The following is a 25,170-nucleotide window of genomic DNA, read 5'->3' on the forward strand; positions in this document are numbered from 1 at the left end:
CGGAATGGCAGTTAAAATATCATTTAACACTGACATCTACGCCAAAGAATTGTTCGCCCAATTGTTTCAATGTACCGTCTTCACGCAACTCATCAACGGCCGTACTGATTTTAGCCAAAGCTTCCTCATTGCCTTTATTCACAATAAAGCCGGCACCCAGTTTTTCCTCACCTGAAGCAGTCCATGCTGTTTTTAATCCTGAGTTTGGGTTTTTCTTCAAATAATCGAGCAATGCCAATGAATCGTTAAATGTAAAATCGGCACGTTTTTGTTGAACCAAAGTCAATGCCTGCGCCATTCCGTCTACCGGAATAATTTCAGCTTCGGCTTTTTGCGCCATTTCACCATAATTACTGCTTAATGTTTGGGCGGCAGACAAGCCTTTCATATCGGCAAAGCTTTTGATTCGGTCATCATCGGCACGTGAAACCGCCATCGGGCCTGAATAACTGTAGTCTGCCGATTTATCAAACGTAGCACGGCGCTCTGGTGTAGTCAGGCTAACCTGATTAGCCACCATATCAAAACGGCCTGCTTTCAAACCTGCCAACATAGCATCCCATTGGGTTTCTTTAAATTCAACCTGAATTCCTAATTTTTCCGCCACAGCACGGGTTACTTCCACATCATAGCCGGTGAGCTTGCCACTTTCATCATGATAGGTAAACGGTGCATAAGTACCCTCTGTACCCACAGTTACCGTACCTTTATTATCGATACGCGCCAACAGTGAAGCGGCTCCTGCTTCTGTTTGTGGTGTTGAAGCTTGATTAGTCGAAGCAGACGAACCAGTATCATTACCACAAGCAGCCAACACTAATGCGGCCATACTGCCGAACACGATTTTTTTAAACATAATGTTTCCTATGTTGAAGCGTATAAAATATAAATTGTACTTGAATAGAAACAAAATACAAATAATCCCTAATTATATGCTTAGATTCAAATGAATATAAATAAAATATCAAAAAAACATACAACCATGCCTGAAAACTCAAGGCAAAATTAGATTATTCGCCATCAAGCCAACCTGAAATCATACTCAAAAAATAAAATAATCTACTTATACAAAAACCATCTGAAATCAATTTTCAAACGGCTTTTCCTCATTCCCGACAAACTCACTCAACTATTTACAATAAATCTGTTAAAATAAGCGCCATTAAAAAATAATTCACAAGGCACAAACCATGGCACTCTTGCAAATCGCCGAACCCGGCATGTCTGCCGCCCCACATCAACACCGATTGGCCGTAGGCATCGATTTAGGCACTACCAATAGCCTCGTTGCATCCGTAAAAAGTGGTAGTGCTGTTTGTCTTCCCGACGAGCAAGGCCGCGTTACCCTGCCCTCAGTGGTACGTTATTGTGAAAATACCCGTATAGAAAGTGGCTACGATGCACTCAAAGCCCAAAAAATCGACCCTCTCAACACCATCAGCTCGGCCAAACGCCTTATTGGTCGAACATTGTCAGACCTTAAACAAGACAGTCATTATCTCCCCTACCGATTTGGCGGCAGCGAAAAGATTATCGAACTACAAACCCGTCAAGGCATTAAAACGCCGATTGATGTGTCTGCCGAAATATTACGCACCTTAAAAGAGCGTGCCGAAGAAAACCTTGGCGGCGAATTAACCGGCGCTGTTATTACTGTTCCCGCTTATTTTGATGACGCCCAACGCCAAGCCACAAAAGATGCGGCTCGACTGGCCGGATTAAACGTATTGCGGTTGCTAAACGAACCAACAGCCGCAGCCATTGCCTACGGTCTAGACAATGCTTCCGAAGGTACGTTTGTAGTTTACGATCTCGGCGGCGGCACACTTGACGTATCCGTCTTACAACTGACAAAAGGTTTATTTGAAGTAAAAGCCACCAACGGCAACAGTGCACTCGGCGGGGATGATTTCGACCACCGTCTGTTCTGCCAACTACTCGAACAAAACGGCTTATCACAATTAAACGAACAAGACAGCCAATTACTCATCAGTCTGGTTCGTGCTGCCAAAGAAAGCCTCACCACAGAAACCAGCACCACCATACGTGCGACACTTTCAGACGGCCATACCATCAACACTACCATCACCCGCCAAGCGTTTCACAACCTCACCCAACCGTTGGTTGCCAAAACCATCGAACCGGTGAAACAGGCATTAAAAGATGCGGGCATCAGCAAAACCGATGTGAAAGGTGTGATTATGGTAGGCGGTTCTACCCGTATGCTGCATGTACAACAAGCCGTTGCAACCTTCTTCGGCCAAACACCGCTCAATAATCTCAACCCGGATCAGGTCGTTGCCTTGGGTGCCGCTATGCAGGCCAATATCTTGGCCGGCAATAAAAGTGATGAAGAATGGCTGCTGTTAGACGTTACCCCGCTTTCGCTCGGTTTGGAAACCTACGGCGGGTTGGCTGAAAAAGTCATACCGCGCAACAGCACCTTACCGACTGCCCGCGCCCAAGAGTTCACAACTTTTAAAGACGGCCAAACCGCCATGACCATTCATGTGGTACAAGGCGAGCGCGAATTGGTTGCCGACTGCCGCAGTCTGGCCAAATTCACATTGCGCGGCATCCCCCCGATGGCAGCCGGTGCAGCCCGTATTTTGGTGACTTTCCAAGTCGATGCAGATGGACTGCTATCCGTATCGGCACGTGAGCAGTCAACCGGTGTACAGGCGCAAATCGAAGTCAAACCTTCTTACGGCTTGGATGACGAAACCATCACACAAATGCTGAAAGACAGTATGTCCAACGCTTCCGAAGATATGGCCGCACGTGCACGCACAGAGGCCACTGTTGAAGCCGAAGGGCTTATCAGTGCCGTTCAAGCTGCTTTAGCTTTGGATCGCGACCTACTGAACGAGGATGAATTAAACACCATTCAAACGGCCATTACCACGCTGGAAAACCTTATCCAAACAGGCAATGCCGACGAAATCCGACAAGCCGTTACCGACCTCGGACACACTACCGATGACTTTGCCGCCAAACGCATGGATAGAAACATTAAGCGCGCTTTAACCGGCCAAAAAGTAGAAGATATTTAAACCATCATTTTCAGACGGCCTCTTTTCTAAATAAAGGCCGTCTGAAAACGGTACATGATAATTGCGATAAAGATGAGCAAAACCGCCGATAGCAATGAAACACTATCGAAACTATGTCGATAATTATAAAATCCACACCGGATAATCCATATATTTTGAACACAAGCCCTACTATAACGGCCGGCTAAAGCCCGCCAAACCACAAACAGGAACAACATGCCTAAAATAACCATTCTCCCACACGCCGATCTCTGCCCCGAAGGCAAAACCATAGAAAATGCCCCTGAAGGCCAAACCATTTGTGATATTTTGTTGGATAACGATATTGAAATCGACCATGCTTGCGAAAAATCCTGTGCCTGCACCACTTGCCACGTGATTGTGCGGAAAGGCTTCGACAGTTTGGAAGAGCCGTCTGAAATTGAAGAAGACTTACTTGATCAGGCATGGGGCTTAGAAGCCGAATCACGCTTAAGCTGCCAAGCCAAAGTAAACGATGAAGATCTGGTGGTAGAAATTCCCAAATACACTATCAACCACGCCCGTGAACATCATTAACCACTTGCCGGTAATCTTTCCTAAAAAGGCTTTACCTCCCCGACTATAAGGAACCGAATCATGAAATGGACCGATACCTTACGAATTGCCGAAGAGCTTTACGACACACACCCCGATATCGACCCCAAAACCATACGCTTTACCAAATTACGCGAACTCATTATGGCTTTACCCGATTTTGACGATGATCCCGACCGTTGCGGAGAGCGTATTCTCGAGGCCGTCCAATTGGCTTGGATTGAAGAAGCGGAATAAAACCAACCTAAAAATTAAAACAGCACAATAAAAAAAGCAACGCAAATATCATTTTATTTGCGTTGCTTTTTTTATTAATACAGAATAGAAAATTAAGCTCCTTTTGCCGCTTCTTGTAACCGACCTTCAAAAGAAGACAAATCTACACCGGCATTACGAGCCATGGCTATGGCATCAGCCACTGCCATACCATTTGCCACTTCACCGTAAGCCCATAATAGTGAACTGCGTGTACCGGTTAGACAATAAGCCAAAACAGGTACATCCGCATCAGTCAAATGCGCTCTGAATTCAGCTGCCACATCGGCGTTAATCATAGGAGCGGTCACCGGCAGATAAACAAATTGAGTGATATCGGCTTCTTCAAACCACTGCTTCATCTGCTCGGCACTGGTCTGATCTATCGCTTCCCCATCCGGACGGTTACAAAACACACTTTTAATACCCAATGCCACTGCTTCTGCCACTGAAGTATGCGTTAATTGAGATGCAATATAAATTTTATCGGTCAATCGCCGGATAGTCATAATATTTATACTCCTTATATTATTTAATAAACTTACCAAGCCTTATTTCTCTTTTTTATTAGGTATATCAGAGAAAAGCTTGTTTGTCTTTTATTAATAAAAAGATTGCAATACCTAAAAAAATCAAACTAAACAAAATCGTTCGTTGAGCAAAATAAGTTACAAAAAATCCATTCAATAACGCACCAAAAGCGAAGCTGGCTAAAATGAGAAACGTATCTTGAAAAGCAATTTTTTTGTCAGGATCATGATTAATATAACCTCCAAAAAAATTTGTTGAAAGATTACGCAAATTTCCTGTCATCATCAAAGAAGTAAAAGGCTTACCCTTTAACTTGGTAAATGCCTGCAATTGCATTGCCGCAGCGATTGAAAGTAATGCATTCACCAAAAGATGTGGCATAACGGGAGAAAATAGTCCAACGAATAGCAATATCGCAGTCTCAAAAATTAAAAACCACAACTGTTGATTTTTTATAATCTTTGTCTGTATATGACTTGCCAGCAACACCCCTGAGAAAAAAGCAATGATTGGAATCGCATAATTAACCAGCACCGCCCAACTTCCTTGCCCCAGACGGATTCCAAGTAAAATAAAGTTACCTGTCTGCAACCCTGCAAAAACCTCGCCATGAACCAAGTAGGTGTAAGCATCCAACCCACCTGCAATTGCCGCTAGCACCATTCCAAATTCTAAGCGTTCATGAATTTTGTCAGACATCTTTATTCGTACCTTTTTATTCATCAAAAGTCTACGCCAATTCAATAAAAACAGCAAAATATGTATTTCGACTTGGAACTAATGTGTTTAATATAGAATAGTCATTAGACTGTTGAGCCTCTACCCTTAGTTTTATAAAAAGAATTTATGGCGGATATAAATCGTAAAATAAGGGTAAAAGCACCACTCAATAACCATGAGATTTTTTGCAACATCCGATTATTAAGCTCATTATTTTACTGATATATATATCTGAAGCTGTCAAATAACAGCTATTAATTGACCAATCAAGTTATACCCAAACTCAATATAAATTGATTTCAGACGGCCTCAACAAACTGAAGTAACCATTCAAATTGAATACCGTCTGTATTTAAGTATTGCTTTCAATCAAGCAACTAATACCGAAATCAATCAAGATGCCTGCAACCATGCTTTCAGCAAAGATTGATTTTCAATACTCAACATTGCTGTTTCCGGCTTTGCTTTTTGTACCGTCAAATCGGTTTCATGCAATACTCCGTCTCGGAAATAATGTATATGCACAATATCGCCTACCGATAATGACTGCCACTGCTTTTCAAAAGCCTTACAAGCAAAGCCGTTTAGCGCAATGATTTTATCTTTTGGGGAAAGCGCCGCCTGCTCCGCGCTTCCGCCGCTTAAAACATGAGTTAAGACAATACCGTCTTCTAGCTGTTTAAATTTCGCACCAAAATCGGTAGCCTGCTCACATTTCGCCGCTTCCATTACAAAACCACCGCCGTGACTGCGCGGTAACGGCAACCAATTCAAAGCAACACCCGCATCGAATAAACACTGTACCAAAGGCAGATCTTTCGTTGAATACAAGGCCGTCTGAAAGAAATCATCCAAATCCAAACCGGTAATTTCACGGCAATAAACCTGCCATTGCCCTTCAGGAATACCCTGGCCGTTTTCACACCACTTCCGATACAATGCCCGCATCACATCATCAAGACTTGTTCTACCATCACTACGACTACGCAATAATAAATCCAAACATAATGCGACTAATGCACCTTTCTGATAATAGCTCACAATAGCATTTGTGCTGTTTTCATCCTGTTTATAAAATTTATTCCATGCCGTAAAACTCGATTCCGCCAAAGTTTGTTTCAGACGGCCAAAGCCCTGCTGAACACGGGTAATACTTTTTGCCAATAGCTCTAAATATTGCTGCGGTCGAATCACACCGCTGCGTACCAAAAACAAATCATCATAATAAGAAGTAATACCTTCAAACGCCCATAACTGTTCGGTATAACTTTCCGAGTCTAATCGGTAAGGCACAAATACTTCCGGTTTAATAGATTTCACATTCCAAGCATGAAAATACTCATGACTGAACAAGCCAAGCAATTGGATATAGGCGTCATCTGCTTCCTCACCCATCTTTTCAGACGGCAAACTATTGCGATCAGCCAGCAACGCCGTACTGCTGATATGTTCAAGCCCGCCATAAATATCATCACCGACATGCAATAAAAACAGATATTCCTTAAAAGGTGCATTTCCTGAAAACATTTCCAACTGGCTGGAACAGATTTTTTGAATATCCTGAACCAATCTTTCTCGATTAAAAGATTGGTAATGCCCACTCAAAGCAATACGGTGGGGAATACCACCGGCTTCAAACGTTAAGGTTTCAATGCGGCCAAGTTCGACAGGGTGATCAATCAATTCGGCATACGAGGCCGCCTGAAACCGATTGGGTGCTGTTTGAGGCATTGTCGTTGCTACCGCCCAACCATTCGGCAACTCATCTAAAATAACCTTGTGAGGCTGAGCTTCAAAGCCGCCCACATTTAAAAATAAACATGCTCCATCGAAAAAGCCGCGCTCCGATGTTAAAAAAGCGCCTCGAACAGATAAATCATAGGCATAAACCGTATAGTAAATTTGCCACTCGCCACTTTCAGGCGGTGTTTCCCAACAGTTTTTTGAAATCTGCTTCAATGCTTTGGGTACATCATTACAAGTTGCCTGAATATCAACAATATGACGTGAGAAATCACGAATCAGATAACTACCAGGCACCCAGTTAGGAAGTTTGATTTGTAAAGGAATGTTGTCTTTGCAATGCAGTGTTAAACACACCTGCCACTCGTGAGATAAGCATTTAGGTCTGATAAAATACTGAAGCATATATTGCTTTCTTTTGTTAAATTCTGTATTTGAGTTTAAAGAAATTTGACTTAAATCAAGAAAAACTATGTGGTGAATCTATAATCTAACACATTATAGCCTTGCGCAACCGAACCTGGGTATTTTTCAAGATTTTTCTACCGATTAAGCTTGGTTCAGTATGGGTTTTGATTTAAAATGCACAGATTAAACTACCGTTAGTTGCGTAATTTTACTTTACCGGCGGTGTTAAATTAAGAAAAATCGGGTGCATCTTTGGTCTATTTAAGCAAGCCGGAGCAAACCGATAAGTGTGTTAACTGCCATGTTTAATGGAGACCCTTATGGAAACGCAAACTTATAACTACAAAGTGGTGCGTCAATTCGCCATCATGACTGTAGTTTGGGGCATTGTGGGCATGTTGGTCGGTGTTATCGCCGCCGGACAACTGTTCGCTCCTATGCTTAATCTTTCAGACATCGGACCATGGTTTCACTTTGGCCGAATCCGACCACTGCATACCAATGCTGTGATTTTCGCTTTTGGCGGCTGCGGTTTATTTGCCACATCTTATTATGTAGTCCAACGTACTTGTAACGTCCGTTTGTTCGGTGGCAAGTTTCTACCGGCATTTACTTTCTGGGGCTGGCAGCTAGTGATTGTTCTGGCCGCGATTACCCTACCTTTAGGCTACACCCAAGGTAAAGAATATGCCGAATTGGAATGGCCGATTGATATTCTGATTGCCGTGGTATGGGTTGCCTATGCCGTTGTATTCTTCGGTACGATTGCCACACGTAAAATCAAACATATCTATGTTGCCAACTGGTTCTACGGTGCGTTTATTTTGGCCGTTGCTCTTTTGCATATCGTCAACAATATCAGTATCCCTGCCGGTGTGATGAAATCTTATCCGGTTTACTCCGGTGCAATTGATGCCATGGTTCAATGGTGGTACGGCCACAACGCAGTTGGTTTCTTCCTCACAGCAGCCTTCTTGGGCATGATGTATTACTTCGTTCCCAAACAAGCAGGTCGTCCGGTTTATTCTTACCGTTTATCCGTTGTCCACTTCTGGGCACTGATTTTTACTTATATGTGGGCAGGTCCTCACCACCTGCACTACACTGCCCTGCCCGACTGGACACAATCATTGGGTATGGTATTGTCGTTGATTCTTTTCGCACCTTCTTGGGGCGGTATGATTAACGGTATCATGACACTGTCTGGTGCATGGCACAAATTGCGTACAGACCCGATTTTGAAATTCTTGGTGGTTTCACTTTCCTTCTATGGTATGTCTACTTTCGAAGGTCCTATGATGTCTATCAAGAGTGTTAATGCCTTAAGCCACTATACCGACTGGACTGTCGGCCACGTACACTCCGGTGCATTAGGCTGGGTAGGCTTTGTTACCATCGGTTCGATTTATTATCTGATTCCACGCCTGTTCGGCCGCAAAGAAATGCACAGCATCAAATTGATTGAAGCACATTTCTGGATTGCCACAGTCGGTGTTGTCCTTTATATCTCTTCTATGTGGATTTCCGGTGTAATGCAAGGCTTGATGTGGGGTGCTTTAAACGATGACGGCACACTGACTTACTCTTTCGTAGAGTCTGTAAAACGCAGTATGCCTTTCTATATGATTCGTTTTTCAGGCGGCCTGTTATACCTGAGCGGTATGGTTATTATGGCCTATAACGTTTATCGCACCATCATCAGCGGTAAACCGGTAGATGCCGAAATTCCTGCCATTTCTCAAGCACAACACCACTAAAATATAAGAAAGACAGGCTACCAAAATGAAATTGCAACAATTAGTCGAAGAAAAAGTCGGCGTATTGATTATCTTCACCTTCTTGGTAATCAGCTTCGGGCTTTTGATTGAAGTTGTGCCGTTATTTTTTACTAAAGCGGTCACAGAGCCCATCAAAGGCGTAAAACCTTATTCAGCATTACAAGTCGCAGGCCGTGATATCTTTGTACGCGAAGGCTGCTACAACTGCCACTCACAAATGATCCGTCCGTTCAGGGCAGAAACCGAGCGTTACGGTCACTACTCCGTTGCCGGCGAGTCAGTTTATGACCGTCCGTTCCAATGGGGTTCCAAACGTACCGGTCCGGATTTGGCACGTGTGGGCGGACGCTATTCTGATGAATGGCACCGCATCCATCTGCTTAACCCTCGTGACGTCGTGCCTGAATCCAATATGCCCGCCTTCCCTTGGCTGGCTCGCAATAAAGTCGATGCCAATACAACAGTAACCCACATGAAGGCTTTACGTGCGGTTGGCACTCCTTACAGCGACGAAGAGATTGAAAAAGCCCCGCAAGAGTTGGCTGATAAATCAGAACTTGATGCTGTAATTGCTTATCTGCAAAGCTTGGGCTTAGCACTGAAAAACGTAAGGTAACATCATGGATATTAACTGGGCTCGCTCGCTTTTCACTGTTTGGGTATTTATCAGTTTCATGTTGGTTCTCTATATCGTTTTAAACAAGCGAAACAAACGCAATTACGATGATGCTGCCAACAGCATTATGCAAGACAACGATACCCCTGATAATGATAAAAGCGGGCATTAACCCGGTTAGCCGTGATAACGGAGCATATAATGAACACAACTTCCCAATTTACCAGTAATTTCTGGAACATATACATTGCCGTTATTGTCCTACTCAGCTTTATCGGTTTGGCTTGGCTGTTACTTTCACAAAATAAAGTCAAAGCCCCACCAAAAGGTGAAGATGTCAAAACCATGGGACACTCATGGGACGGTATTGAAGAATATAACAACCCCCTACCCCGCTGGTGGTTTTGGCTTTATGTCGGCACCTGGTTATTCGGAATAGGCTATCTGTTTCTCTATCCCGGCCTAGGTGACTATAAAGGCTATTTAAATTGGACAAGCCACAATCAATATGACAAAGAGGTTGCAGAGGCTAACGAACAATATGGCAAGCTATATGCAAAATTTGCCAATATGTCTGTTGAGCAAGTTGCCCAAGATCCGCAAGCCAGAGAAATTGGTAAAAACCTATTCGATACTTACTGTATCCAATGTCACGGTTCTGATGCAAAAGGTTCAAGAGGTTTCCCCAATCTTACCGATAACGACTGGTTATGGGGTGGTGAACCTGAAAAAATTAAAGAAACCATTCAAAAAGGTCGAGTTGCCACTATGGCTGCATGGGGTCCTTCATTAGGTGAGGAACGCGTAAAAGATGTCGCCAACTATGTGATGTCTTTATCTAAAAACAAAGACCAATACGACGAAGAACGTGCCAAACGTGGTGATGCACTCTTCCATGGCGGCCCGGCAAACTGCTTTACTTGCCATGGTGATAAAGGCCAAGGTATTCAAGGCTTAGGCCCTAACTTAACCGATAATATTTGGTTATGGGGTGGCACACAAAAAGCCATTATCGAAACCATTACCAACGGTCGCCATAGTCAGATGCCAACTTGGGAAAACTTTTTGGATGATGACAAACTTCATATTATGACAGCCTATGTATGGGGTCTTTCTAATGCAAACGGTCAGCCGCAAGCTCAAAAAGTAAGCAATACAGAAACTCCGGCACAAGCGGTATCCACACCTGAACAACCGGCTGCATCTGATACTGATACAGGTAATGCTGCATCCAATTAAGTTGTTTCTACAACGTTTGAAATGTGTAATAGAGGTTTACTTTCCTATATAAAATATAGCCAGCCTCACCAACGCATTTTATAATAAACTAACCGTTCACCCGCACCTTATAAAAAATTATAAGGTGCGTTTTTTCATGCGCTATAGTCAATCAAAATCAATATTCGTATAAATAGTTATTCCCTACCCCATTCTTGTTTATTGGAAAACAGCCAACTTATTTTTTCCAATATTTCTGAAACTCTTAATATTAATTCTACTTATGTATAAGGCTGTCTGAAATTTTCAGACAGCCTTATACAGTTAAAACAAAAAATAATTTATATAATAAACAGCGATTTCATTTTCTTTTTTCATCGGGCTGTATAACGATATGCCGATAATTTACGTTTAATTTCCGGCAATGCCGCCAATGCCGCTTTTTCTCCCAATTTAATGGCTTCGGTTTTCTGATCAAACCCACCGACTGATCCTAAATGTTGTACTTGCGGCTTAATAACCACATCAGCATTACCTAATTCTCGTTGTAAAGCTGCCGTACTCATAATATTCAAACTTTGGTCAAGATAAGAAAAGAAGCCTGCTTCGCTCAATTTTGCCGGCTTAGCTGAAATATCAACCGCAATCACAAAGTTTGCCCCAAGATTTTTTGCCGCCGCAACTGGAACTGGTGCTGATAAACCACCATCCACATAACGTTTGCCACCAATAACTGCAGGCTGAAAAACATTCGGTATACTCACTGATGCCCGTACTGCCTGCCCGGTATTCCCACGGTTAAAAGCAACCATACGACCACTATCCAAATCTGTTGCCACTGCGGCAAATTTTATCGGTAAAGACTGAATCGGGCGTTGGTTAACTTTTCGGTTAATATAATCTTGTAATTTTTGCCCTTTAATAAAGCCGGTCGTAGACAGGGTTAAATCGACTAAGTCGGTTTTCCCTAAAATTTCCGCTTCCAATTCCAAACGATCAGGCGACATACCACTGGCGTATAAACTGCCTACAATCGAACCGGCACTGGTTCCGGCAACCACATTTACCGGAATATTATTGGCTTTCAATACTTTTAAAACACCAATATGAGCAAAGCCTTTCGATGCCCCTCCCCCTAATGCCAAGCCGACCACCGCTTGCGGTTTTTGCTGTACGGTCGGCTGTTTCGGAACAGATGGAGAAGTGGTACCACAAGCAGCCAATATAAAAACAGACGCAGCCAATAGGCCACGACGGGTATAACCTTTATTTATTGTCATAGTCTTATTTACCTAATGAAGTTTTAAATCATTCAGCTTAATTTTTTATTATACCTATAAAATCAATATCGCTTCGGCCAAAATAATTGCTGAATATTCTATATGGTTTCTCACGAGCACTAAGGTAAAGAAATTAAAAATGATGAAATATCTCTAACATAAAGCCGTCTGAATATTTCAGACGGCCTAAACCAACTATTATAAAATACTTATTTTAAAACAATCCGTGAATCACACCATCCGCATCAACATCAATTTTTTCTGCGGCCGGAACCTTCGGCAACCCCGGCATTTTCATCATATTGCCGCATAATGCCACAATAAAACCGGCACCGGCAGATACGGTAATACCGCGCACCGTAATGCGGAAACCTTCGGGCTTGCCTAATAGTTTGGCATTATCACTCAATGAATATTGGGTTTTTGCCATACACACGGGCATTTTATCCAAGTTCAGTTTTTCAAGAGAAGCTATCTCGGCCAATGCTTCGGCACTGAAATCCACATCATCGGCACCATAGATTTTTTGGGCAATCGTACGGATTTTCTCCTGAATACTCAAATCGGTATCGTAGGCAAATTGGAAATGATTTTCCCCGCTTTCAATCGCCTTAACAACTTTCTCAGCCAAATCCGCACCACCGGCACCGCCTTTACCCCATACTTCCGTGAGCGATACTTCAACCCCGTGTTCCGCACAGGCCGTCTGAATCATGGCCAATTCGGCATCACTATCCGACACAAAACGGTTCAACGCCACAACAACGGGCAAGCCAAATACGTTTTTCAGGTTACTGATATGTTTCAACAGATTAGGCAGACCTTTTGCCAAAGCAGCTACATTTTCATCCCCTAAGTTTGCACGCTCCACTCCGCCGTTGTATTTCAAAGCGCGAACAGTCGCTACAACCACAGCAGCATCCGGCTTGATGCCTGCCAAGCGGCATTTAATATCACAGAACTTTTCCGCTCCTAAATCGGCACCGAAACCGGCTTCGGTAACGGTATAATCGCCGAGATGACGGGCAATGCGGGTCGCCAGCACAGAATTACAACCATGCGCGATATTGGCAAACGGTCCGCCATGTACCAATGCCGGTGTGCCCTCAATAGTTTGCACCAAGTTCGGCTTAATCGCATCTTTCAATAATGCCGCCATAGCACCATTGGCTTTTAAATCACGGGCATAAACAGGGCTTCCGTCTTTGGCATAGGCAACGAGAATATTGCCCAACCGGGTTTTCAAATCAGCCAAATCATTGGCCAAACAAAATACCGCCATTACTTCGGAAGCCACAGTAATATCAAAACCGTCAGGTCGCATCACACCGTCAGTGGGCTTACCGATACCGTTGATAATATTACGCAACTGGCGGTCGTTCATATCCACAACACGGCGCCACAACACGCGCTTGGGATCAATATTTAGTTCATTACCCTGATAAATATGATTATCGAGCATGGCAGCCAATAAATTATTGGCGGCACCGATAGCATGAAAATCACCGGTAAAGTGTAGATTGATATCTTCCATCGGCAAAACTTGGGCATAGCCGCCGCCTGCCGCACCGCCTTTAATACCGAATACAGGGCCGAGAGAAGGCTCGCGTAATGCAATAACGGCCTGCTTGCCGATATGGTTGAGCGCATCGGCCAAACCGATAGTAACCGTAGTTTTTCCCTCACCCGCAGGCGTAGGGTTAATGGCCGTCACCAAAATCAAACGGCCTTGCTTTGGCGGCAGGGCGAAAGCATCGGCCGGATTGATTTTGGCTTTATGTTTACCGTATGGTTCGAACTGATCGGCATTCAAGCCTAGGTTGGCAGCAATTTCGCCAATAGGGCGCATAGTGGAAGATTGGGCGATTTCCGCATCGGTTTTGTAACTCATTATGGCTTCCTGTTTAGAAGGTGGCAAATAGAAGTATTATATAGTAAGCTGTGTTTTCTATATAGTTGTATCAATTATCATTCTCTTTTTATAAGCTAAATATAGAATAATTTCTGATGATATGATTTATGAGATGAGGCCGTCTGAAACGATTCAGACGGCCTCATCTCATAAATAAACTAAAATCGGTTTACTCCGGAATATTCCAAAAGAAAATGAATTTAAAATCTAAAAATATGGCTATTTCCTGATTTATATTAAGACTGTTGCAACGTTCTAATCACTTTACAATCGGTAACCACCTGCTCCCGACAATCAGCAATACCCTGCAAAAAAGATTCCACTTGTTGTAATGCCGTAATTTTCTCACGCACCGTCTGTAAATAACGGTTTACTATAGTATCGGCAATATCACAGGATGCCTGCGGCTCATTTTGCAATGTCAGTAAAACACGAATATCTTCCAAAGCAAAATCAAGCGAACGACACGTTTTAATAAATATCAAACGTGCCAATGCCGCATCATCGAATTGACGATAGCCGTTCGCTAAACGTCGTACAGGCAACAACAGATTGATTTTCTCATAGTACCGTATAGTTTCCGTACTCACGCCACTGGCTTTACTCAGTTGGCTGATGGTGCGCAATGTCTTCATATACCCTTGACCTTGTAGCAACTACAGGCTTTACAGTTTAACACTCCTTCAGTTTTTAAGGATAGATCATGGCCTGTACACATCATTGCTGCTCTACGGAAAACGCCGATAATGGCCGCTACCGTAATATTCTCTGGATAGCACTCTTCATCAATGCCCTAATGTTTGCAGTTGAAATCATTATGGGTATTAAAGCTGGCTCGGTGTCATTATTGGCCGACTCGCTTGATTTTTTCGGCGACGCTGCCAATTACGGCATCAGCCTTTTTGTAGTAGGAAAAACATTACATATCCGAGCCAAAGCATCATGGATAAAAGGTTATACCATGGGCGGGTTCGGCTTGTGGGTACTGGCTTCTACGCTATACCATTTTTGGTATGGAAATATCCCCAATCATCACGATATGGGGATAGTCGGTGTTATCGCTTTGATAGCGAATATTATTGTTGCCGTTCTGTTGTTTGCTTTCCGCAATGGCGACAGCAACCGCCGCAGCGTCTGGCTATGCTCACGCAACGATGCTATCGGCAATATAATGGTTGTTGCAGCCGCCTTTGCCGTGCAGTTCACCCAGTCATCATGGCCGGATTTACTGGTTGCCGTTACGATGGCAGTCTTGGCACTACAGGCGGCTGTACAAATTATACGTCATGCAAATACAGAATTATCGGCACGACCTAAAATCAGCCTTGTTGCGCAGCACGAACAGCATTTTGATCCGGATTGATCAAAATCTCGACACGGCGGTTTTTCGCACGGCCTTCCCAAGTATCATTGCCGGCTACCGGCTGACGCGAGCCATAACCAACAGTACTTAAACGTGAAGCGGCCACACCTCTTTGGTGCAAATAATCCGCAACCGATTGAGCACGACGGCGTGATAACGGTTCGTTAATGGCATCAGAACCGGTGTTATCGGTATGACCGGCAACAGTCAGCGTAGTATCGTGATATTTTACTAAAGTTTCAGCAGCTTTATTTAAAGCATCAATGGCATTACCATTCAAAGTTGAACTATTGGTTGCAAAAGTCACACTCTCAGGCATCACCAATTTGATTTGGTTACCGTTACGTTCCACTTCCACATTTGTATTCGCCAAGCTTTCACGTAATTGTTTTTCTTGGTAGTCCATATAACCGCCCACACCGGCACCAATCGCACCACAGGCCAATGCAGAGTTACGCGCACCTTTACCGCCATGCGTCAGCGCACCGATAATACCGCAGGCAGCTGCACCACCTAATCCGTACATAGCCGTTTTACTAGCTCTTTGCTGACCTGTAACAGGGTCGGTTACACAACCGGCCAACGCCAAAGCCGAAGCGGTAGCCAATACGGTTAAAGGTTTTAACATCTTCATGAATTTCCTTTCGAGATAAATAAAATATTGCGGACTCTCTGTCACACAAATAATAGGAAAATTGATATATTTTCAATACCAGCTTCCATCAAATATAAGTTTAAATGAATATAGCAGACAAAATATCTTACTAACTATATAGAACATTGATAAGAACAAAAGTTTACTTAACTTGATATTACAAAGCTAATCGCTTACTTACTTTACAGTAGAAATTTAGACCATCCGAATAAAAAAACCGTCTCTTTTATGAGACAACCCTTCTAATATCTAATAATCATATTGAAACTTAACTTGAAAAATATCTTTGCTTTTTATATCCAAACACACAATGCCTGCTGATCCATATCCTAGCCGGATGACAACAAACTTGACCACCAATCCGACTACCGCAACAATAACGGTTTTCATACCGCCGGACAAATCCATACCATGCATACGCTACAAATCAACAGTATCGATAAAAATGAAGTCTATAAAGAAATACTGCCGCAAATTGAAAGCCTTATTCAAGACGAGTCTGATTTAATCGCCAACTTGGCCAATATCGCCGCCGTATTAAAAACCACATTCGATTGGTTTTGGGTAGGCTTTTATCTGGCCGATACCCAGACTAAACAATTGGTACTCGGCCCCTTTCAAGGCCCACTCGCCTGCACACGTATTCCTTACGGACGCGGTGTTTGCGGACAAGCATGGGAAAAAGGCGAAACCATAGTTGTTGAAGATGTTAACCAACACCCCGATCATATTGCCTGTTCGTCACAATCACAGTCGGAAATCGTGATACCTGTATGGAACCAAAAACAACAGCTACTTGCAATTTTAGATATTGACTCAACCGAACTGGCCTGTTTTGACGACACTGATGCATATTATTTAGGCAAGCTGGCTGAAATAATTACCCGTTATCTTGGCTAAGGCCGTCTGAAAGACTGTTGTCACTGCCTGAAAACCATTATAATTATAAGCTGTATCTATTAAATAAAAACCTTCCCGGCACTCTATATAGACACGGGAAGCTGCCACTCACCAACCCACTAGCTATAACGGAGCACGGAATGAATTTTGAACAAGCACGTTTCAATATGGTAGAACAACAAATCCGCCCTTGGGATGTGTTGGATTTCGATGTATTGGATGCGTTGGCCGAAATTCCGCGCGAATATTTTGTGACCGAATCGCAACTACCCTATGCCTATTCAGATAAAACCCTACCTTTACCCAACGGCGGCAGCATGTTAGAGCCTAAAATCGTTGCCCGTATGGTTCAAGGTTTGGCATTAAAACCAAGCGATAAAGTATTAGAAATCGGTACCGGTTCGGGTTATGCAACCGCATTACTCTATAAACTCAGCGGTAATGTCACCACTGTCGATATCGATAGCGCACAACAACAACGCGCCAAAGAAGCATTAGATAAAATCGGCTTAAACAATATCAATTATCAAATCAGTGACGGTATCGCAGACGAAGGGGATGGTAACCTCTTTGATGCGATTTACGTTGGCGGCAGTGTACCGGAAGCTCCCGACACACTGAAAAACCGCCTCAAAGAAGGTGGCCGTATGGTGGTTGTCGTTGGCGGCGCCCCCGTACAACGTGCATTACTAATTACCCGAGAAGGCGGTAGCTATATCGAAAAAGTATTGTTCGATACACTGATTCCAAGTTTGGCTGTTCCTGAAAAATCTTTAGCAGCTAAATTTAATTTCTAATAAAATTGTCTTTTGATTTTTTATATTATTAAGAGGCCGTCTGAAAACCATTTCAGACGGCCTCTTTAACTTTTAATAAATAAATGCATACCAACGAATTTAAGTTAAAATGCAGCACCTAAATCTACAACAAATTAAATGCTGCTTTTATATTATTTATGCCGATAAAACCTACTTTTGAAATAAGCATCCGCCCCTTCGCGTAGCAGTACCAAAGTCACAGCAGCCAGCGGCAATCCTACCAACATACCGACAAAACCCATCAACTGACCAAAAGCCATTAATGCAAAGATCACCCAAAATGGCGACAAGCCGATACGGTCACCGACAATTTTCGGTGTAATCAAAAAGCTTTCCAAAAACTGGCCGACAGCAAATACCGCCCACACCATCAGCAAGCCCTGCCATGAACCAAATTGCAGCAATGCCGCCACCGTTGCCAGCAACAAGCCGGTAAATGCACCCAAATAAGGCACAAACACCAAAATACCGGCAATCATACCAATGGCAAAACCCGAATCCAGCCCTGTCAGCATCAAGCCTACGCCATAAATCACACCCATAATAAGCATAACCAATAGCTGACCGCGCAAAAACTCACCCAATACTTTATCCATATTGCCGGATATACGCGTATAAGTATCGACAAACCGTCTCGGCACCAATGCCTTAATACCAAATGCCCAACGTTGCCAGTCGAGCAAAAAGTAATACAATAAAAACGGCAGAAGGAACATATTGCTCAAGCCCAATGCCACCGTTCCACTTTGGCGCACCAATGTCGGTGCTATCTTTCCGACCGCATTATTTAACTCACCTGTATGCGATTTCAACCATGCAGCCATACTGGCGGTATCAATTTGTGCATATTCGCCGACCAAATTATTCAACCAAGGCAACAGCTTGTTCTGAATAAAATCGACGATGCCCGGCAGACGTTCCAACATCGTATTAAACTGGTTCACCAGCATCGGCACAATAATCAATACCAAAGCCAACAACAGCAATAATGCGAAAATCATCACCAACATCGAAGCTAGAGGGCGCTTCATGCCCTTATGGCGCAATTTTTCAACCAACGGGTTTAAGATATAAGCCAACACTGCGGCCACGATAAACGGCGTGAGAATATTACTCAGAGCAAATAACAACCACACCAGCAACAGCAGTACAACCGCCATAATAATCCACGGTTTCGCACCGCGGGCTCTTCTTTGATACATAACTACCCTTGTTCGGATTTAATCGGAAACGTGCTTCAAAAAGCGGCAATAAGCATAGCAGTTTATCTCTTATTTTGCACCTATACGAAACAAGCGGACGTAATTTGAAATTATTTACACGACACAAGGCATACCGCTGCGAATTCGGGTAAAATATACGCAATTTTCCCTTACAGAAAGCCCGAACCATGAGCGATTCACTAAGCTACCGAGATGCCGGCGTAGATATCGACGCAGGCGACCAACTGGTTGAAAACATCAAACCTTTTGCCAAACGCACCATGCGCCCCGAAGTTTTAGGTGATCTGGGCGGTTTCGGCGCATTGGTGGAAATTAGCAAAAAATACCAAAACCCCGTATTGGTTTCCGGCACCGACGGTGTCGGCACGAAATTAAAACTTGCTTTCGACTGGGACAAACACGACACCGTCGGCATTGACTTAGTAGCCATGAGTGTCAACGATATTTTAGTACAGGGCGCAGAACCTTTATTTTTCTTAGATTACTTCGCCTGTGGCAAATTGGATGTAACCCGCGCTACCGATGTCATCAAAGGTATTGCCCAAGGCTGCGAAGAATCCGGCTGTGCCCTAATCGGAGGCGAAACAGCCGAAATGCCCGGTATGTATCCGGAAGGTGAATACGACTTGGCCGGTTTCGCCGTTGGTGTGGTTGAAAAAGACAAAGTGATTAACGGCCGCAATATTGTTGCGGGTGATGTAGTGCTCGGTTTGGCTTCCAATGGCGCCCACTCTAATGGTTACTCATTAATCCGCAAAATTATTGAGCGTGACAACCCCGATTTAGACAGCACTTTCGATGGCGACAAAACCCTACGCCAAGCCATTATTGCGCCGACCCGCTTATACGTTAAACCGATTCTGGCCGCTTTAAAACAATTCGATATTAAAGGCATGGCACATATTACCGGCGGTGGAATTACCGAAAATATCCCGCGTATTTTGCCTGAAAACACCGTCGCCCAAATTGATGCCAATGCTTGGACGTTGCCCAAATTGTTCCAATGGCTGCAAAAAGCCGGCAGTGTACAAATACAGGAAATGTATCGTACCTTTAACTGTGGCATCGGTATGGCAGTGATTGTAGCCAAAGAAGAAGCAGATGCATTGCAACAATTCTTAGCCCAACAAGGTGAAACGGTTTACCGTTTGGGTGTCATCAGAGAACGTCAGGGCGATGAGCATCAAACACAAGTTGCTTAAAAGCTAAACGTTTAAAGAACTTGCAAACCATAGGCCGTCTGAAAAAGTTTCAGACGGCCTATGGTTTATCTATGTTTATTAAATACAGTAGCCGTTACCACTATCAGCCAACACGCTGTCTTCCCGCATAAATAATTTCATCAGCAATATCCATAGCCTGAAAACTATCAGGATCTGCCAACTTCCACATATCATCCAAAATCTTACGGCCGCAATCTCCTGAAAGCAACGTACCCGGTTCAATAAATTGATAATGCTCGGAAAGCAGTTTAATCCAACCATCAGGCTGGCGGCGTACAATATGATGCGGCTTTAATTGTGAGGGATGCGATAATCCGGCACTACCCGTAATATCAGCCAAAGCCTTAAGCGTATTGGCGTGGAAGTTTTTTACCCGCATCGACTTATCAGGTACATTTAAGGCTTTCTGTCTGGAAATATCTTGTGTTGCCACACCTGTCGGACATTTATTGGTATGGCAAGAACGGGACTGGATACAGCCGACAGCAAACATAAAACCACGTGCACTATTACACCAATCCGCACCCAAACTCATCATTTTGGCAATATCAAAACCGCTAATCAGCTTACCGCTTACACCAAGTTTGATTTTATCGCGGATGCCGGCACCCACTAAAGTATTCTGCACAAAAATCAAAGCATCCACCAACGGCATACCGATGGAGTCCATAAATTCTACCGGCGCAGCCCCCGTGCCGCCTTCAGCACCGTCAACCACAATAAAATCCGGATAATTGTCTTCTTCCATCATGGCTTTCACAATTGCCATAAACTCCCAAGGCATACCGATACACAACTTAAACCCAACGGGTTTACCGCCGGACAACTCACGCAACTGTTGCCAAAATTGAACCAATCCGCGTGGTGTTGAAAACGATGAATGAACGGCTGGTGAAATGCAGTCTACACCCATAGGAATATCACGGGTTTCCGCAATTTCCGGGCTAATTTTAGAGGCCGGCAATACGCCGCCTTTACCCGGCTTAGCTCCTTGCGATAATTTAATTTCAATCATTTTGACTTGATCACTTGCCGCACGTTTAGCAAAAGCCTCAGGATTAAAACGGCCTTCTTCATCACGGCAACCGAAATAACCTGTGCCGATTTCCCAAATCAAATCACCACCGTGTTTTTTATGATAAGGGCTGATACTACCCTCTCCCGTATCATGGGCAAATCCACCCATTTGGGCGCCCTTATTCAAAGATTCTATTGCCGCAGCAGAAAGCGCGCCGAAGCTCATTGCCGACACATTAAACAGCGATAAATCATAAGGCTTCAAACAACGCTCATTACCCACACGTACACGGAAATCATAATCGCTGATTTTGCGGCTGTTGCCTGAATGTAAAAACCATTCGCTGCCGGTTTGGTTTAAATCATTTAAGCTGCCAAATGCATTGGTGCTATCCAAATTTTTAGCCCGTTGATACACCAGCGACCGTTGCTGACGCGAAAACGGCACTTTCTCCTGATCATCTTCTAAAAAATACTGCCGGATTTCAGGGCGGAAATTTTCCAACAGAAAACGTATATGCCCGCCAATCGGATAATTACGCAAAATAGCATGGCGTTTTTGGGTAAGATCATGAATACCGAGCGCTGTAAAAGCCAATGATATAGCCAATAGCCCCCAATATTGGAGAAATAAGCTTAATATACTTAAAACAACAAACAGCCACATCAAACCATAACGCGGCATAATAAGAAAACCGTAATTAGCAGAACGGGTATTGGAAGGTTTAGGCATAATATTCCTCAATTTATTTTGCTTTATCAATGAGATAAATCCACTAATCTAATCAAAGCATTCGTTTATCTATTTTTATTTTTCTAAATTACCAATTCACGAAGCCGAACTGTTAAGCATATCATATTATATGCCGATTATCTGCTTATACACTATGTTCGTGTTAACTTTGAGCACCATATATTTTAATTTAATTTCATTAAAATTCATTCACATAAAAAATTTTAAAAAAAACCCCATAGACAAACATAGCGTATTTTAATATTATCCATCCCCTAAATTCACAGCACTAACTAAAGCGGTGAGATACGCACCCGTAGCTCAGTTGGATAGAGTATCTGGCTACGAACCAGAGGGTCGGGCGTTCGAATCGCTCCGGGTGCGCCAACAATTTAAATTATATCCGCGCCCATCGTCTAGCGGTTAGGACATCGCCCTTTCACGGCGGTAACCGGGGTTCGATTCCCCGTGGGCGTGCCAATTTTTCAAGCCTCTTGTTATTACAACAAGAGGCTTGAGTTTTTTTGTTTTAAATACTTATTCAAGATTATCAATATATAACCTAACAACAATCTTTACGGCTGTTTAATCCGTGGTAAAACTTTCACGCTCAAAGGCAGATGGTCGGAAAGTTTTTGCCACTGTTTTTCTTTATGGATACGGGCGTCCAACACTTCCAGATTACGCGTATAAATACGGTCGAGGCTTAATACCGGCAAACGGGCAGGAAATGTTTTCGGACGTTTGCCCGCCGCATCGACAAATGCTTCTTGCAGGTCTAAAGCCTTGCCCAGCGAATGCGAAGATTTATAGCGCCAATCGTTAAAATCGCCGGCAATAATCAACGGACTGTCCGGATCGACATATTGATCGACATATTCGTAAATCGCCTGATATTGCTTGATGCGGTCAAGTTCGCGTAAATTCAAATGGGCACACAAACACACCAGCGGAAGCTCCCAATTTTCGGGTTGGAATTCGCAATGTAATACGCCGCGTTGCTCGAGTTTGTTTACAGTAATATTCAAATTATGGCGGGTATCGATAGGCATATGGCTGAGAATTGCATTGCCGTGGTGTCGTTCCGGATAGACGGCATTTTTACCGTAACTGCTGTTAAACGATAAATGCTCACCGAGAATATCGTAATGCGGTCTATGTGGGAAATCGGGGAGTCGGTTATGGCGGATACGGTGCTCGCCCTGCACTTCCTGCAAAAGCAGGATATCTGATTTCAAGCTGTGTAGCGCTTCCGCCATGCTGCCGACCTGTACTTTACGGTTTAAGGCAGACATGCCTTTATGCATATTGTAAGAGGTAACGGTAACAGGAACTGGTGTCATAATGTGTCCGATTTTGGTTTTATTATCTGATTTATTATATAACATCAGGCCGTCTGAAAAACATGGTTTTACATTTTCAAGCAATACGATAAAGTATTTTAAATACATCAACATACCGCTTAATACGGCTTATCCGATTGCCCTATACCAAAGTGAAGCAAAATCACAACACTAAATATTATCAATATAGCCAACCCAAACAAAAACAAAACCCTACGGCGGCGGTTCCTTGTCAAATCAAACCATAGCCACGCTATATCTGACCCTGTAAAAATGCTATACTCAGCCCCTATTTTTCCATACCATTTTCAGGCCGTCTGAAACATGATTACCAAACAAGAATACCAAGCCCAAGCAAAAGCGGGTTATAACCGCATTCCGCTTGTTCAAGAGCTGCTGGCCGACTTGGACACCCCGCTGTCGCTTTATCTCAAACTCGCCAACCAACCGTTTACCTATCTGCTGGAATCCGTTGTCGGCGGCGAACGTTTCGGGCGTTATTCTTTTATCGGCCTACCCTGCAAAACCTATTTGAAAGCAGAAGGCAAAAAAGTCAGCGTATATCAAGACGGCAACCTAACCGAACAATACGAAGGCAATCCGCTACATTTTATCGAAGCCTTCCACGAACGCTTCAAAACACCGGAAATTCCCAATCTGCCCCGCTTTACCGGCGGTTTGGTCGGCTATTTCGGCTATGAAACCATTTACCATTTCGAGCATTTCGCCCACCGTTTCCGCAATAGCAACAAACCCGACACCATCGGCACCCCCGATATCCTGCTGATGCTGTCGCAAGAATTGGCCGTGGTCGACAACCTCAGCGGCAAAATCTACCTGATTGTTTATGCCGACCCAAGCCTTTCAGACGGCTACGAACAGGCACGCAACCGCTTGGAAGATTTGCGTACCCTGTTGCGCCAAAGCTGCGCCATTCCGTTATCGCTCGGCAGCCCGAAAACCGAACCGGAACACGAAACCGGCGAAGCGCGCTATAAAGAATATGTACGCAAAATCCGCCAATACATTCTTGACGGCGACTGTATGCAGGTTGTTCCCAGCCAGCGCATGAAACAGAAGTTCAGCGACCATCCGCTCAGCCTCTACCGCGCCCTGCGTACACTCAACCCCTCGCCCTATATGTTTTATTACGATTTCGGCGATTTTCATGTGGTCGGTTCGTCCCCCGAAATCCTCGTGCGCCGCGAACGCGACAATATTATCGTCCGCCCCATTGCTGGCACCCGTCTGCGTGGCAAAACACCGACCGAAGATTTGGCCAACGAACAAGATTTATTGAACGACACCAAAGAAATCGCCGAACATGTGATGCTGATTGATTTGGGCCGCAACGACGTCGGCAGAGTCAGCGAAACCGCACAAGTTAAAGTAACCGAAAAAATGGTGGTCGAACGCTATTCGCATGTGATGCACATTGTTTCCAATGTCGAAGGCCGTCTGAAACCCGACACCGACAATATGGCCGTACTCGCCGCCACCTTCCCCGCCGGCACCCTATCCGGCGCGCCCAAAGTACGGGCATTAGAAATCATCGAAGAGCTTGAGCCTGTTAAACGCTGCATCTACGGCGGCGCCGTCGGCTGCTGGAGCTTTAATAACGATATGGACTTGGCCATCGCCATCCGCACTGCCGTGATTAAAGATCAAACCCTGTATGTGCAAAGCGGTGGCGGAATTGTGGCCGATTCAGACGAAGAAGCCGAATGGCAGGAAACCCAAAACAAAGCCCGTGCGGTCTTGCGGGCGGCAGAAATGGTTCAGAGCGGGCTGGATAAATAGGCCGT

General features: G+C 44.0%; 22 protein-coding genes, 2 tRNA genes and 1 pseudogene. 14 read left to right on the forward strand and 11 right to left on the reverse strand.

The features are described 5' to 3' along the window. Window positions 1–19 precede the first annotated feature (19 nt). The gene (locus D0T92_RS09980; protein ID WP_151052484.1) at window positions 20–856 is read right to left on the reverse strand and encodes an amino acid ABC transporter substrate-binding protein; all 837 of its coding nucleotides are present in this window, start codon (window positions 854–856) and stop codon (window positions 20–22) included. A 334-nt stretch (window positions 857–1,190) separates the two neighbouring features. Between D0T92_RS09980 and hscA the strand changes: the two genes are divergently transcribed. The 3 genes from hscA to iscX all read left to right on the forward strand — a co-directional run bounded on the left by hscA (window position 1,191) and on the right by iscX (window position 3,866). Next, on the forward strand, window positions 1,191–3,053 hold the full coding sequence (gene hscA, locus D0T92_RS09985; RefSeq protein ID WP_151052486.1) for a Fe-S protein assembly chaperone HscA: 1,863 nt from the start codon (window positions 1,191–1,193) through the stop codon (window positions 3,051–3,053). Window positions 3,054–3,269: 216 nt separating this feature from the next. Continuing rightward, window positions 3,270–3,611: an ISC system 2Fe-2S type ferredoxin gene (gene fdx / locus D0T92_RS09990; protein WP_151052488.1), complete on the forward strand. Its 342-nt coding sequence runs from the start codon at window positions 3,270–3,272 to the stop codon at window positions 3,609–3,611. A 60-nt stretch (window positions 3,612–3,671) separates the two neighbouring features. Next, window positions 3,672–3,866, forward strand: a complete 195-nt coding sequence (iscX, locus tag D0T92_RS09995; RefSeq protein WP_151052490.1) for a Fe-S cluster assembly protein IscX — start codon at window positions 3,672–3,674, stop codon at window positions 3,864–3,866. 92 nt (window positions 3,867–3,958) lie between these two features. Here iscX and D0T92_RS10000 read toward each other — a convergent pair whose 3' ends face one another. The 3 genes from D0T92_RS10000 to D0T92_RS10010 form a co-directional block, all read right to left on the reverse strand. Beyond that, window positions 3,959–4,393, reverse strand: a complete 435-nt coding sequence (locus tag D0T92_RS10000) for a TIGR01244 family sulfur transferase (protein WP_151052492.1) — start codon at window positions 4,391–4,393, stop codon at window positions 3,959–3,961. Between the two features lie 67 nt (window positions 4,394–4,460). Then, entirely contained in the window at window positions 4,461–5,114 is a 654-nt protein-coding gene (locus D0T92_RS10005; RefSeq protein ID WP_151052494.1) for a YoaK family protein, read from the reverse strand. 414 nt (window positions 5,115–5,528) lie between these two features. Continuing rightward, the gene (locus D0T92_RS10010) at window positions 5,529–7,283 is read right to left on the reverse strand and encodes a M61 family metallopeptidase (protein ID WP_151052496.1); all 1,755 of its coding nucleotides are present in this window, start codon (window positions 7,281–7,283) and stop codon (window positions 5,529–5,531) included. A gap of 323 nt (window positions 7,284–7,606) precedes the next feature. Between D0T92_RS10010 and ccoN the strand changes: the two genes are divergently transcribed. The 4 genes and pseudogenes from ccoN to ccoP all read left to right on the forward strand — a co-directional run. Then, complete coding sequence (gene ccoN, locus D0T92_RS10015) at window positions 7,607–9,043, forward strand: cytochrome-c oxidase, cbb3-type subunit I (protein ID WP_191963640.1); 1,437 nt, start codon at window positions 7,607–7,609, stop codon at window positions 9,041–9,043. Between the two features lie 25 nt (window positions 9,044–9,068). Continuing rightward, complete coding sequence (ccoO, locus tag D0T92_RS10020; protein ID WP_151052500.1) at window positions 9,069–9,680, forward strand: cytochrome-c oxidase, cbb3-type subunit II; 612 nt, start codon at window positions 9,069–9,071, stop codon at window positions 9,678–9,680. Between the two features lie 4 nt (window positions 9,681–9,684). Next, on the forward strand, window positions 9,685–9,852 hold the full coding sequence (locus D0T92_RS10025) for a cbb3-type cytochrome oxidase subunit 3 (RefSeq protein WP_151052502.1): 168 nt from the start codon (window positions 9,685–9,687) through the stop codon (window positions 9,850–9,852). Window positions 9,853–9,881: 29 nt separating this feature from the next. Beyond that, window positions 9,882–10,809: pseudogene (ccoP, locus tag D0T92_RS10030) on the forward strand (cytochrome-c oxidase, cbb3-type subunit III); the annotation flags it as partial. Between the two features lie 463 nt (window positions 10,810–11,272). On the opposite strand, the gene D0T92_RS10035 reads toward ccoP, so the two are convergent. From D0T92_RS10035 to D0T92_RS10045, 3 genes are all read right to left on the reverse strand, one after another. Beyond that, window positions 11,273–12,178, reverse strand: coding sequence for a patatin-like phospholipase family protein (locus tag D0T92_RS10035; RefSeq protein ID WP_191963641.1), 906 nt, complete (start codon window positions 12,176–12,178; stop codon window positions 11,273–11,275). A gap of 214 nt (window positions 12,179–12,392) precedes the next feature. Continuing rightward, window positions 12,393–14,069 carry a formate--tetrahydrofolate ligase gene (locus D0T92_RS10040; protein ID WP_151052506.1) on the reverse strand — a complete coding sequence of 559 codons (1,677 nt, stop codon included), beginning with the start codon at window positions 14,067–14,069 and terminating at the stop codon, window positions 12,393–12,395. 257 nt (window positions 14,070–14,326) lie between these two features. Beyond that, entirely contained in the window at window positions 14,327–14,725 is a 399-nt protein-coding gene (locus D0T92_RS10045; protein WP_151052508.1) for a MerR family transcriptional regulator, read from the reverse strand. Between the two features lie 68 nt (window positions 14,726–14,793). Here D0T92_RS10045 and D0T92_RS10050 point away from each other — a divergent pair, with 68 nt between their 5' ends. Beyond that, the gene (locus D0T92_RS10050) at window positions 14,794–15,453 is read left to right on the forward strand and encodes a cation transporter (RefSeq protein WP_151052510.1); all 660 of its coding nucleotides are present in this window, start codon (window positions 14,794–14,796) and stop codon (window positions 15,451–15,453) included. On the opposite strand, the gene D0T92_RS10055 is transcribed toward D0T92_RS10050, so the two are convergent. After that, window positions 15,410–16,087: an OmpA family protein gene (locus D0T92_RS10055; RefSeq protein WP_151052512.1), complete on the reverse strand. Its 678-nt coding sequence runs from the start codon at window positions 16,085–16,087 to the stop codon at window positions 15,410–15,412. The genes D0T92_RS10050 and D0T92_RS10055 overlap by 44 nt on opposite strands. A gap of 432 nt (window positions 16,088–16,519) precedes the next feature. Here D0T92_RS10055 and D0T92_RS10060 point away from each other — a divergent pair, with 432 nt between their 5' ends. Beyond that, window positions 16,520–17,008: a GAF domain-containing protein gene (locus tag D0T92_RS10060; protein ID WP_151052514.1), complete on the forward strand. Its 489-nt coding sequence runs from the start codon at window positions 16,520–16,522 to the stop codon at window positions 17,006–17,008. 140 nt (window positions 17,009–17,148) lie between these two features. After that, the gene (locus D0T92_RS10065; protein ID WP_151052516.1) at window positions 17,149–17,805 is read left to right on the forward strand and encodes a protein-L-isoaspartate O-methyltransferase family protein; all 657 of its coding nucleotides are present in this window, start codon (window positions 17,149–17,151) and stop codon (window positions 17,803–17,805) included. A 152-nt stretch (window positions 17,806–17,957) separates the two neighbouring features. On the opposite strand, the gene D0T92_RS10070 is transcribed toward D0T92_RS10065, so the two are convergent. Continuing rightward, window positions 17,958–19,028, reverse strand: a complete 1,071-nt coding sequence (locus D0T92_RS10070) for an AI-2E family transporter (protein WP_151052518.1) — start codon at window positions 19,026–19,028, stop codon at window positions 17,958–17,960. Between the two features lie 188 nt (window positions 19,029–19,216). Here D0T92_RS10070 and purM point away from each other — a divergent pair, with 188 nt between their 5' ends. Beyond that, on the forward strand, window positions 19,217–20,251 hold the full coding sequence (purM, locus tag D0T92_RS10075; protein WP_151052520.1) for a phosphoribosylformylglycinamidine cyclo-ligase: 1,035 nt from the start codon (window positions 19,217–19,219) through the stop codon (window positions 20,249–20,251). A gap of 103 nt (window positions 20,252–20,354) precedes the next feature. On the opposite strand, the gene D0T92_RS10080 is transcribed toward purM, so the two are convergent. Beyond that, window positions 20,355–22,022 carry an FMN-binding glutamate synthase family protein gene (locus D0T92_RS10080; RefSeq protein WP_151052522.1) on the reverse strand — a complete coding sequence of 556 codons (1,668 nt, stop codon included), beginning with the start codon at window positions 22,020–22,022 and terminating at the stop codon, window positions 20,355–20,357. Window positions 22,023–22,332: 310 nt separating this feature from the next. Here D0T92_RS10080 and D0T92_RS10085 point away from each other — a divergent pair. Beyond that, a tRNA-Arg gene (locus D0T92_RS10085) sits at window positions 22,333–22,409 on the forward strand. Window positions 22,410–22,427: 18 nt separating this feature from the next. Continuing rightward, a tRNA-Glu gene (locus tag D0T92_RS10090) sits at window positions 22,428–22,502 on the forward strand. A 95-nt stretch (window positions 22,503–22,597) separates the two neighbouring features. Here D0T92_RS10090 and D0T92_RS10095 read toward each other — a convergent pair. Continuing rightward, on the reverse strand, window positions 22,598–23,365 hold the full coding sequence (locus D0T92_RS10095) for an endonuclease/exonuclease/phosphatase family protein (protein WP_151053056.1): 768 nt from the start codon (window positions 23,363–23,365) through the stop codon (window positions 22,598–22,600). A gap of 324 nt (window positions 23,366–23,689) precedes the next feature. Between D0T92_RS10095 and trpE the strand changes: the two genes are divergently transcribed. Beyond that, window positions 23,690–25,165 (forward strand): anthranilate synthase component I, encoded by a 1,476-nt coding sequence (gene trpE / locus D0T92_RS10100; RefSeq protein WP_151052524.1) that lies wholly within the window; start codon window positions 23,690–23,692, stop codon window positions 25,163–25,165. Window positions 25,166–25,170 lie beyond the last annotated feature (5 nt).

Source organism: Neisseria zalophi, from assembly GCF_008807015.1.
GTDB classification, from domain to species: domain Bacteria; phylum Pseudomonadota; class Gammaproteobacteria; order Burkholderiales; family Neisseriaceae; genus Neisseria; species Neisseria zalophi.

Excerpts from the sequence above, each read along its gene's own strand:
- D0T92_RS09980 (WP_151052484.1), bottom strand. The coding sequence starts at position 856 with ATGTTTAAAAAAATCGTGTTCGGCAGTATGGCCGCATTAGTGTTGGCT.
- hscA (WP_151052486.1), top strand. The coding sequence starts at position 1,191 with ATGGCACTCTTGCAAATCGCCGAACCCGGCATGTCTGCCGCCCCACAT.
- fdx (WP_151052488.1), top strand. The coding sequence starts at position 3,270 with ATGCCTAAAATAACCATTCTCCCACACGCCGATCTCTGCCCCGAAGGC.
- iscX (WP_151052490.1), top strand. The coding sequence starts at position 3,672 with ATGAAATGGACCGATACCTTACGAATTGCCGAAGAGCTTTACGACACA.
- D0T92_RS10000 (WP_151052492.1), bottom strand. The coding sequence starts at position 4,393 with ATGACTATCCGGCGATTGACCGATAAAATTTATATTGCATCTCAATTA.
- D0T92_RS10005 (WP_151052494.1), bottom strand. The coding sequence starts at position 5,114 with ATGTCTGACAAAATTCATGAACGCTTAGAATTTGGAATGGTGCTAGCG.
- D0T92_RS10010 (WP_151052496.1), bottom strand. The coding sequence starts at position 7,283 with ATGCTTCAGTATTTTATCAGACCTAAATGCTTATCTCACGAGTGGCAG.
- ccoN (WP_191963640.1), top strand. The coding sequence starts at position 7,607 with ATGGAAACGCAAACTTATAACTACAAAGTGGTGCGTCAATTCGCCATC.
- ccoO (WP_151052500.1), top strand. The coding sequence starts at position 9,069 with ATGAAATTGCAACAATTAGTCGAAGAAAAAGTCGGCGTATTGATTATC.
- D0T92_RS10025 (WP_151052502.1), top strand. The coding sequence starts at position 9,685 with ATGGATATTAACTGGGCTCGCTCGCTTTTCACTGTTTGGGTATTTATC.
- D0T92_RS10035 (WP_191963641.1), bottom strand. The coding sequence starts at position 12,178 with ATGACAATAAATAAAGGTTATACCCGTCGTGGCCTATTGGCTGCGTCT.
- D0T92_RS10040 (WP_151052506.1), bottom strand. The coding sequence starts at position 14,069 with ATGAGTTACAAAACCGATGCGGAAATCGCCCAATCTTCCACTATGCGC.
- D0T92_RS10045 (WP_151052508.1), bottom strand. The coding sequence starts at position 14,725 with ATGAAGACATTGCGCACCATCAGCCAACTGAGTAAAGCCAGTGGCGTG.
- D0T92_RS10050 (WP_151052510.1), top strand. The coding sequence starts at position 14,794 with ATGGCCTGTACACATCATTGCTGCTCTACGGAAAACGCCGATAATGGC.
- D0T92_RS10055 (WP_151052512.1), bottom strand. The coding sequence starts at position 16,087 with ATGAAGATGTTAAAACCTTTAACCGTATTGGCTACCGCTTCGGCTTTG.
- D0T92_RS10060 (WP_151052514.1), top strand. The coding sequence starts at position 16,520 with ATGCATACGCTACAAATCAACAGTATCGATAAAAATGAAGTCTATAAA.
- D0T92_RS10065 (WP_151052516.1), top strand. The coding sequence starts at position 17,149 with ATGAATTTTGAACAAGCACGTTTCAATATGGTAGAACAACAAATCCGC.
- D0T92_RS10070 (WP_151052518.1), bottom strand. The coding sequence starts at position 19,028 with ATGTATCAAAGAAGAGCCCGCGGTGCGAAACCGTGGATTATTATGGCG.
- purM (WP_151052520.1), top strand. The coding sequence starts at position 19,217 with ATGAGCGATTCACTAAGCTACCGAGATGCCGGCGTAGATATCGACGCA.
- D0T92_RS10080 (WP_151052522.1), bottom strand. The coding sequence starts at position 22,022 with ATGCCTAAACCTTCCAATACCCGTTCTGCTAATTACGGTTTTCTTATT.
- D0T92_RS10095 (WP_151053056.1), bottom strand. The coding sequence starts at position 23,365 with ATGACACCAGTTCCTGTTACCGTTACCTCTTACAATATGCATAAAGGC.
- trpE (WP_151052524.1), top strand. The coding sequence starts at position 23,690 with ATGATTACCAAACAAGAATACCAAGCCCAAGCAAAAGCGGGTTATAAC.